The organism is Streptomyces sp. NPDC002793, from assembly GCF_040295485.1.
In the GTDB taxonomy this organism is placed as follows: Bacteria; Actinomycetota; Actinomycetes; order Streptomycetales; family Streptomycetaceae; genus Streptomyces.
On record NZ_JBEOVL010000092.1, the window covers coordinates 1 to 9,894 of the forward strand.

The 9,894-nt window shown below is 68.3% G+C and carries 4 protein-coding genes; all 4 read left to right on the top strand.

The window, feature by feature from the left end:
* The first annotated feature begins 518 nt into the window (after window positions 1-518).
* The 4 genes from ABT001_RS35285 to ABT001_RS35300 are packed head-to-tail and all read left to right on the top strand — an operon-like array spanning window position 519 to window position 9,803.
* Window positions 519-1,394: an ACP S-malonyltransferase gene (locus ABT001_RS35285; RefSeq protein ID WP_351285717.1), complete on the top strand. Its 876-nt coding sequence runs from the start codon at window positions 519-521 to the stop codon at window positions 1,392-1,394.
* Between the two features lie 30 nt (window positions 1,395-1,424).
* On the top strand, window positions 1,425-1,655 hold the full coding sequence (locus tag ABT001_RS35290; protein ID WP_351285719.1) for an acyl carrier protein: 231 nt from the start codon (window positions 1,425-1,427) through the stop codon (window positions 1,653-1,655).
* A gap of 16 nt (window positions 1,656-1,671) precedes the next feature.
* Window positions 1,672-3,705 (top strand): asparagine synthase (glutamine-hydrolyzing), encoded by a 2,034-nt coding sequence (asnB, locus tag ABT001_RS35295; protein ID WP_351285721.1) that lies wholly within the window; start codon window positions 1,672-1,674, stop codon window positions 3,703-3,705.
* Window positions 3,702-9,803: an SDR family NAD(P)-dependent oxidoreductase gene (locus ABT001_RS35300; RefSeq protein ID WP_351285722.1), complete on the top strand. Its 6,102-nt coding sequence runs from the start codon at window positions 3,702-3,704 to the stop codon at window positions 9,801-9,803. Before asnB ends, ABT001_RS35300 begins: the two co-directional genes overlap by 4 nt.
* The last annotated feature ends 91 nt before the right edge of the window (window positions 9,804-9,894 follow it).

A 9,894-nucleotide genomic window follows, 5' to 3' on the forward strand; every position in this document is an offset into this window, starting at 1 on the left:
GCGGAAGCTCCGCTGCAGCACGAACCGGATCACCGACATCGTGAAGGCAGTCCTCGTCCTCCACCACGCCTCAACATGAGGTTGGAAAAGGCTCAGTGTGCCCTGCTGCCGTCGTGCCAAGCCGAGCGCGCAGACGGAGTCCCGCGACGGGTCCGGCGTCAGGGCGGAGGGTGTGGCCGGATCCGTCTGGTCGCTCGCGCCGCGGGGGTGGCGGAGATCGCGGAGTGAGGCCTGGGTGTGAGCCGGAGCACGGCGGGGTCCCCGGGGGCCGGTTCGGGCCGTGGACGGCTGCGGGACATGAATCCGTATAAGGCCCGGACACGCGGGCGGCAGGGCCGGGCCCGGGGAGCGGATCGGCGGGGGACCGGCAAGCGAACGGCAGGGATCCCGACAAGGGCCGTGTCACGTCGTCAGCAATCCGGCCAGCGTTCAGCAAGGGGGCTGGGTCAACATGATCGAAACCGGCATCTGCCGGGTGGCCGGAGCCAGCCACCCGGCGCGGACCTGGAGGCATCACGGTGTTTGCGATTCTCTTTCCTGGCCAGGGCTCGCAGTTCCGAGGCATGGGCGCGGACGTATTCGGCCACTACCCGGGGCTCACGCGATTCGCCTGCGATCTGTTGGGATACGACCTCCCCTCACGCTGCCGCGACAACCAGGACGACGTGCTCTCACGGACGGAGTGCACGCAGCCGGCCCTCTTCACCGTCAACGCGCTGCACGCGTTCGAGCGGGAGCGCCGGGAGGGCCGGCCTGCCGACTGCTATCTCGGGCACAGCCTGGGGGAGTACAACGCGCTCCTCGCTGCCGGGGTCTTCGACTTCGAGACCGGTCTCCGGATCGTCAAGAAGCGAGGCGAGCTCATGGCGGCGGCGTCCGGCGGCGGAATGACGGCCGTGCTGAACACCCCGGTGACGCACCTGCTCGACGTGTTGAGGGTGGACGGCGTCGAGGGGGTGGACGTGGCGGCCTACAACACCGACACCCAGGTCGTCATCGCGGGCAGCGACGGCGCGCTGCGTGCCGCCCATGCCTCACTGCAGAGCCGGAACATCCGGTTCTCCTCACTGCGGGTGGGTGCGGCTTTCCACTCCCGCTCCATGGAATCCGTGCGCAGCGAGTTCGAAGAATTCCTCGGAGGATTCACGTTCGCGGAGCCCGCGGTGAATGTGATCTCCAACGCGAGTGGACGCCCTTACGAAAGAAGCGTGATTCCGGAGATGCTGAGCAGGCAGTTGGTCGAGCCGGTTCGATGGGTCGAAAGTATTCGCTATCTCTTGGACCTCGACGGCGGTCTCGAGTGCGAGCAGATAGGAGGCGACTCCCTGCTGCGCATGGTGAGCAGTGTGGCGAAATCCAGTCCTCAGGGAACTCTGACCAAGATCGGGGTGTGACACATGGAGCGAACGCAGCACATACAGAACATGATTCAAGATCAATTCCTGGTGGAGTTCGGTGAGGAGTTGACGGCCGAGAGCGACCTCTTCAAGACCGGGGTGATCGACTCGTTCGGATATGTGCAGCTCCTGGGCTCCATCGAGAAGGAATTCTCGATCCAGCTCACGGATGAGGATTTCCTTCAGAACATTCTCACCTCGCTGCAGTCCATCGATGCCTTCGTGGCGAAGAAGATCGCCGAGCGCGACGACCGCTGAAGCAAGGAGTCCCGCAATGTGTGGAATCGCAGGCTTCGTACCGTCCTCGCTCGACGCCGGGGCCACGCCAGAGGTCATGGTCTCGATGCTGTCCCTCATCGGCCACCGCGGGCCGGACGAAGCGGGCTACTACCTGGACGACGGCATCGCGATGGGTACCGTCAGGCTGTCGGTCATCGACCTCTCCACGGGCGCTCAGCCGATGGCGGACCCGACGGAACGCTACTGGATCTGTTTCAACGGTGAGCTGTACAACCACGTCGAACTCCGTGAGGAGCTGAGGGGACTCGGCCGGCGCTTCCGTACCCGCTCGGACACCGAGGTCTTCGTACAGGCGTGGGCCCAGTGGGGCCCGGCGTGCCTGACGCGTTTCAACGGCGCGTTCGCGGTCGCGATCCGGGACGTGGTGTCGGGAGACCTTTTCCTGGCGCGTGACAGATACGGGAAGCGCCCACTTTTCTATGTCGACGGTGAGGGTGCGGGCCGGGGTGGAGAGTTCCTCTTCGCCTCCGAGATGAAGGCATTCCGGGCGGTTCCGGGATTCCGTTTCGAACTCGACCCCCGTGAACTCGCCTCCACCTTCGCGGTGTGGACACCGCTGCCCGATCGGACGCCCTTCCGGCACATCCGCCAACTTCCCATGGGGAGTTACCTGACCGTCCGCGGGGGACACGCGGTTCTGAACGAATACACCGATCTCGAACTCGATGTTGAACCCTTCTCCGGTTCCGAACGGCAAGCGGCTGCATTCGTCCGTGATGCCCTCAGCGAGAGCGTCGCGATGCGGTTGAGGAGCGATGTGGAGGTCGGTGTCTATCTGAGTGGTGGCCTCGATTCCTCCATCGTGACCAAACTGGCGACCGAGCTCTCCTCGCACGAGGTCCGCACCTTCTCGGTGGAGTTCGACGATGCGACTTTCGACGAGTCGGGCAGCCAGCACGTCGTCGCCTCGTACCTCGGGACGCTCCACTCGTCCATCAACGTGTCGAGCGCCGACATCGCGGAGAGTTTCCCGTCCGCCGTGTACCACGCCGAGGTGCCCGCCTTCCGTACCGCGTTCGTGCCCATGTACCTTCTGTCCCGCCACGTGCGGGACGCCGGGATCAAGGTGATCCTCAGTGGCGAGGGCGCCGATGAGGCGTTCCTCGGCTACTCACTCTTCCGTGAGACCTCGCTGCGCGCCGAGTGGAACGACCTGTCGGCCGACGAGCGGATGGCCAGGCTCGGCAGCCTCCACCCGGAGCTGAGCCACTTCGGTCCCGCGAACCGGGCACGGCTGACGAGCCTCTTCGAACAGTTCTCCGTCGAGCGGCTTCCCGGCCTCTTCTCGCACGAACTCCGGTACCAGAACGGCCGCTTCGCCGCACGCCTGCTGAAGGATCAGGGCGACCCGTTCGCGGACCTCCAGGCCCTGACGGAATCGACGTCCGGCTACGCCGCGCTGAGCCCCGTCCAGAAGGCCCAGTGGCTCGAATTCAAGACGCTCCTGCCCGGCTACCTCCTGTCGACCCAGGGGGAGCGGATGAGTCTCGCCCACGGCGTCGAGAACCGCTGCCCCTTCCTCGATCCCGCGGTTGTCCGTGCGGCGGCATCCGTCAACCTCCGATTCGACGACGGCTCCGACGAGAAGGCCATCCTCAAGAAGGCACTGCGGGGTGAGCTGCCGGAGTCCAGCCTCACCCGGCGCAAGCAGCCCTACCGCGCCCCCGGGGCGGCCGTCTTCAAGGAGCAGCGGCCGGACTACATGGACCTGCTGCTCTCGCGCACGGAACTGCAGAAAATCGACTGTATCGACCCCGTCTTCGCGGAGAAACTCGTCTCGAAAATCATGGCCACACCCAGTGAAGCCATCAGCACGAAGGAGGACCAGGCATTCGTCTATCTGCTCTCGACCGCCGTTCTCCACCAGCAGTTCGTGCTCGGTCAGGAGATCGGAAGGGGTGACCACGCGAAGGCGGACCTCAAGGTGGGCACGATCGTCGATCACCGGAACCACCGGGGGGCGACGATGACCGGTCGACCCGCCCACGAGGCAGGAGGACTCCGTTGAGTACGGTCGAACCGGTACCCGGGGCGGACGATGTCGCGATCATCGGAATCGCCTTGCGCCTCCCCGGTGCCGAAACGCTGGAAGAGCTCGGCGAGCACCTCATCGCGGGCCGGTCGCTCATCTCGGAGGTCCCGTCCGAGCGCTGGTCCAAGGAGCGGTACTTCGGAGATCCGAAGCGGGGTGCGCAGAAGACCAACAGCATCTGGGGCGGTTTCATCGAGCACGCCGACCGTTTCGACGCCGACTTCTTCAGGATTTCTCCGCGTGAGGCGGAGACCATGGACCCGCAGCAGCGGATGGCGCTCGAACTCGCCTGGAGGGTCATCGAGAACGCGGGGTACGCGGCGACCGACCTGGCCGGTACGGAAACAGGTGTCTTCATGGGCGTCTGCCATGCGGACTACGCGGAGATGATGGAGCGCGAAGGGGTCAGGACGGACGCCTATTTCCCCACAGGTACGGCCTACTCGATCATCGCGAACCGCATCTCCTACCATTTCGACTTCCAAGGTCCGAGCATCACCAACGACACGGCATGTTCGAGCTCACTCGTGTCGGTGTACGAAGCGGTCCGCGCGCTGACCAACGGCGAGTGCGGCCTCGCGCTGGCCGGCGGAGTCAATCTGATCTGGTCACCCAAGCACTTCGTCGCCTTCAGCCAGGCGAGCATGTTGTCCCGCACCGGTCGCGCGAGTGCCTTCGACGAGAGCGCGGACGGCTACGTACGGGGCGAGGGCGGGGCGGTGCTCCTCCTGAAGCCTCTCGCACGGGCCGTCGCGGACGGCGATCCCATCCACGCGGTCATCAAGGGGGTGGCCACGAACCACGGTGGCCGGACGAACTCCCTGACCGTCACCAACGCCACGGCCCAGGCGAATCTGATCGAAAGGCTCTACACCCGGGCCGGTATCCGTCCCGAGACCGTCACCTACATCGAGGCGCACGGCCCGGGAACCCCCGTCGGCGACCCGATCGAGATCATGGCCCTCAAGAGCGCCTTCCGGAACCTGCACGCGGCACAGGGCACCGTCGCCCAGCCGTCGAGCTGCGGGATCGGGTCGGTCAAGACCAATATCGGACATCTGGAAGGTGCCGCCGGAGTCGCCGGAATCGCCAAGGTGATCGCCTCCCTGGCTCATCGGGCGCTGCCCGCGACCGTCAACTTCCGTCATCAGAACCGGCTCATCAGGTTCGAGGGCAGTCCGTTCCACGTCGTGCGCGACACCCAGCCCTGGGCGGCACCACCCGCGAGGGCGGACGGAACGGTCCCGCCGCGACGAGCCGGGGTGAGTTCGTTCGGGTTCGGTGGCACGAACGCGCACGTCGTGCTGGAGGAGCATCTCCCCGACACCGAGGTGCGGGATCCGTCCCCCCGAGGCCCGCAGCTCCTGCCCCTCTCCGCGAAGACGCCGGAACGACTGCGCGTGGTCGCGGGCAACCTGCTCTCCCATCTGCGTGAGCAGCCCTCGCAGGAGCTCGCCGATATCGCGTACACCCTCCGGGTCGGCCGGGAAGCGATGCCCGCCCGGGTCGCGTTCGTCGTTGCCGACCGGTCCGAACTCCTCGTCCTGCTCGATGAGTTCGTGGACGAGGTCCGTGCGGACGGTGAGGTGCACCTGGGGCGGACGGTACGGGGGAGCGACCAGGATGCCGCGGAGCTGAGCACGACGGGGACGGACTGGGTACGGGGCGGGACGGTGGACAGGGCGGCACTCGACCGCCGCGCCGACGCCGCGCCCCACCCGCGACGCGTACGTCTCCCCGGATATCCCTTCGCCCGTGACCGGCACTGGTTCAGGACCCCGCCGAAGGACGACGAGGCGGTACCGCCTCCCCGGGGGGTGAGCGCGGGGACGGTCCCGCACCCCCTCCTCCACACGGACGTCTCCGGCCCGGCGGGGCAGCGCTACAGCTCGACCTTCACCGGGGAGGAGCCGTTCCTCGCCTCGCACCAGGTGCGAGGCACCCGTGTGCTGCCGGCGGCGGCCCAGGTGGAGATGGTCCGTGCCGCGGCGGTACGCGCGGTGGGGCGCGGCGCCGGGGCTCCGGGGGAGGCCGTCCGGCTCCGCAACGTGGGATGGTCGCGTCCGCTCGTCGTACAGGACTCGCCGGCCGACGTCGGTGTCGGACTCACGCCGCAGGACGGCGGCGCGCTCGCTTTCGTGATCTCCACAGGCACAGCCGCCGACGTGGTGCACAGCTCCGGGCTCGTCGACGTCGGCGGTCTCGGGGAACCGGACCGGATCGACCTCGGCGCACTGTCGGCAGCCTGCCCCGGTGAGCGTGGGACCGCGGACGTGTACGCGGAGTTCCACGAACAGGGGTTGGAGTACGGACCCGCCATGCGGGGGCTGAAGGAAATCCGGCTGGGAACGCGGGAACTGGTCGCGCGCATCGGCGAACCCGCTGCCGGACAGGGTGTGGACGCCGGATACGTACTGCCGCCGAGCGTGCTGGACGCGGCCCTCCAGGCCTCGGTCGTGCTGCTGACGGAGACCTCGCGCCAGGGCGCGCGGCGGTCCGGCCCGGTGCTCCCGTTCGCGTTCGAGGAACTCACGGTCCACCGCCCCTGCGCGTCCGAGAGCTGGGCGTGGGTGCGGCGCCGTGCGGGACACGGCGCGCTCGACGTGTTCGACATCGACATCTGTGACAGCGAGGGCATCGTGAGCGTCAGCCTGCGTGGACTGGTCCAGCGGACGGAACCGGGCAAGCCCGGCCACCGGGCCGGCGCGGACATCGTCACCGCCTCCGTCTCCTGGGTGCGGGCGCCCCTCGACGTACCCGGCGACGAGGCAGCCGTGGTCCCGTCGCCGCACGGGTACATCGGGGGACGTGCCGCCCGGCACGTCGCCGCCGTGGCGGACCTGACCGGTTTCGCCGTCGCACGGCTTCCCGACGTCGAGCCCGGCCGGGTCGCCGACGGTGTGGGCGCCGTCTCGGACCTGGCCTTCGGACGGGTGACGGACGTGGTGAGGTCGAAGCCCAAGGGCGCCCACCGGTTCGTCGTGCTGGTGGAGGACCGTCTGCCTCGGCACTACCACGCCCCCCTCACCGGCCTGTTCAGGTCGGTGGTCCTGGAGAACCCACGCGTCTCGGGCCGAGTCGTGCGGGTCGAGGGACTCGACGCCGCCCCGCCGGAGCGGATCGCCGGGATCCTGCGGGCGGAGGCGGCGGACCGGACCGCCGACTGCGAGGTCCGGTACGGGGCGGACGGCACGCGTCACGTGTCACGGCCCGTGGAACTCCACCTGGGCGAGGGGGCCGAGATCCCGCCACTGAAGGAGGGCGGGGTCTACTGGATCACGGGCGGTCTGGGAGGCCTGGGGCGGCATGTCGCGCGGTACTTCGGCCGGTGCGCCGGCGTCACCGTCGTCCTGAGCGGCCGGTCGGAGTCCGGTGCCGTGAGTGAGGCGGCCGTGCGAGGGCTGCGGGACGCGGGGGTGGACGCCCACTACGTTCCCGTCGACGTGGGCTCGCGGGACGACGTGGATCGCGCGGTCCGTGCCATCACGGAGCACCACGGAACGATCGACGGCATCGTGCACGCGGCTGGTGTCCTCCGCGACGCGTACCTCTTCACCAAGGACGCGTCCGATCTCCGGGCCGTGCTGGAGCCGAAGGTCGCGGGTGTCCTCAACCTCGACGCCGCCTCGCGCGGCCTCGCGCTCGACTTCTTCGTGGCCTTCTCATCGGTGGCGGGAGTGTTCGGCAACTCGGGGCAGTCGGACTACGCGGCGGCCAACGCCTTCCTGGACGCCTTCGCCCATCACCGCCGGGCGCTGGTCGACATCGGCGAGCGGACGGGCAGTACCAGCGCCGTGAGCTGGCCGCTGTGGGCCGACGGCGGGATGTCCGTGGACGCGGTGACGCTGAAGTCGATGCGCCGGGAGCGAGGTTGGGAGCCTCTGCCCACCGAGGACGGCCTGCGCGTCCTCGGTCGCGTACTGCGCGACGGGCCGGCACACGTCGTGGTGGCGTACGGTGCCGCCGCGACGCTCACTGCCGCCGTACCGCCCCCGGAACCGGCGGACGCCGTCCCCGCGGCGACCGTACCGGCGGAACCCGTCCTCGCGGCGACCGCGCCGGCCGCCACGGGCGAGGAGCTGACGGAGCGCGCGACCGCACTTCTGCGCCGGGTCGTGGGCGAAGCGCTGCACCGCGATCCCGGGACTCTGGACGAGACGGTCAACCTCATCGAGTACGGGATCGACTCGCTCGCCATCCTCGAAACGACCGCGGCGCTCGAAGAACTCTTCGGCCCGCTGTCCAAGACGATCTTCTTCGAGTACACCGACATCGCCGGCGTCGCCGGTTACTTCGTCGCGGAGCACCCGGACAAGCTGCGTGCGGTCGTCGGTGCCGAAGAACCGCCGCCAACTCCCGTCGAAGGGGCTCCCGCCGAAAGGGCGCCCGACGTGCCGGGGCCGGACGCCACCCCGACTCCCGCCGCTTCCGCACCACAGGCCCCTGCCGTGGGCACGGGCACCGCGCACGACCGGAGTGGCGTGGCGCGCGGGTGCGACGACCACCACGACATCGCGATCATCGGCATCTCCGGTACCTATCCGGGAGCCGAAACCCTGGACGAGCTCTGGTCGGTGCTCGAAGAGGGCCGCCACGAGTTCCGTGACGTCCCGCGGGAGCGCTGGGACCACGACGCCGTCTACAGCCGTGACCGAAGTGTCCTCGGCAAGAGCTCCATCCGCACCGGAACCTTCCTCCATGACATCGACACGTTCGACCCCCGCTACTTCCGCATCTCCAAGCGCGAGGCGGAGAACATGTCGCCCGAGGTCCGCCTGTTCCTGCAGACGGGCGTCGAGGCGCTGGAGGACGCGGGCTACTCCCGCGAGACGATCCAGCGGGAGTACGACGGGGACGTCGGTGTGCTCGTCGGTTCCATGAGCAACCACTACGGCCTGTACGGCTTCCAGAACGGCCTGACACGTGGATCGCCCGCGAGCGGCAGCTATACGGGGACCCTGCCCAACATGCTGTCGTACTTCTACGGATTCACCGGCCCCTCCATGTTCGTGGACACGATGTGCTCGGGGTCCTCGACCTGCGTCCACCAGGCGGTGCAGATGCTCCGGGCACGCGAGTGCTCGATGGTCGTCGCGGGCGGAGTGAACCTGCTCCTGCACCCGTACAACCTCATCAGCTCGTCACAGGAGCACTTCACCACGGCGACCTCGGACGTGATCCGGAGCTTCGGCCTCGGCGCGGACGGGACGATCCTGGGGGAGGGCGTCGGCGCCCTGGTCCTCAAGCCGCTCGTCGAGGCCGAGCGCGACGGCGACCACTTGTACGCCGTCATCAAGGGGACGGCCCTCGCCAACGCGGGCGTGCGCAACGGGTTCACCGTGCCCAGCCCTCGCATGCAGGCGCGTGCGATCGAGAAGGCGATCGACGACGCGGGAGTCGACCCGCGAACCATCAGCTACGTCGAGGCCCACGGATCGGGAACGTCACTGGGCGACCCGATCGAGGTCAAAGCACTGACCACCGCGTTCCAGAAGTACACGCAGGAGACCGGGTTCTGCGCCATCGGCTCGGTGAAGTCCAACATGGGACACCTGCTGCACGCGGCCGGAATGATCGGTCTCGCCAAGGTCATCCTCCAGTTCCAGAAGGGGAAGCTCGCCCCTTCACTGCACAGCTCGGTGACCAACCCCGACATCGACTTCTCCCGGACCCCCTTCCGCCTGCAACAGCGGCTCGCAGCCTGGGAGCCGGCGGTGACGACCGTCGACGGACGCAGGATCACCCATCCGAGACGGGCCGGAGTCACCTCGATCGGCGCTGGTGGGATGAACTCGCACATCATCCTGGAGGAGTACCCGCACACCACGGTCAGTGCGGCGTCCGACGGGCGCGAGGAGCTCTTCGTCTTCTCCGGGATGAACGACACCGCGCTGGTGGCCTGGCTCGCCCGCTTCCGCGACCACCTGGCGACGCGATCGGAGGACGACCTCGCGTCGGTGGCATTCACCCTCCGTGTCGGCAAGAACGAACTCCCGCACCGCTGGGCGTTCCTCGCGAGGACCAGGGACGAGGCCGTCGCCGCGGTCGACCGTTTCCTGTCGGGCGACCGGTAGGGCTTGGTCAGGTCGGACATGGGTGAGCGTGTCCTTTCGGTCGGTGTTGCGTTGACAGGGTGTGACTCCGGATGAGATTGCGGCTGTGCGT

What these genes read in the sequence shown, in the direction of transcription:
- asnB (WP_351285721.1), top strand. Translation starts at nt 1,672, where the DNA reads ATGTGTGGAATCGCAGGCTTCGTACCGTCCTCGCTCGACGCCGGGGCC.
- ABT001_RS35290 (WP_351285719.1), top strand. Translation starts at nt 1,425, where the DNA reads ATGATTCAAGATCAATTCCTGGTGGAGTTCGGTGAGGAGTTGACGGCC.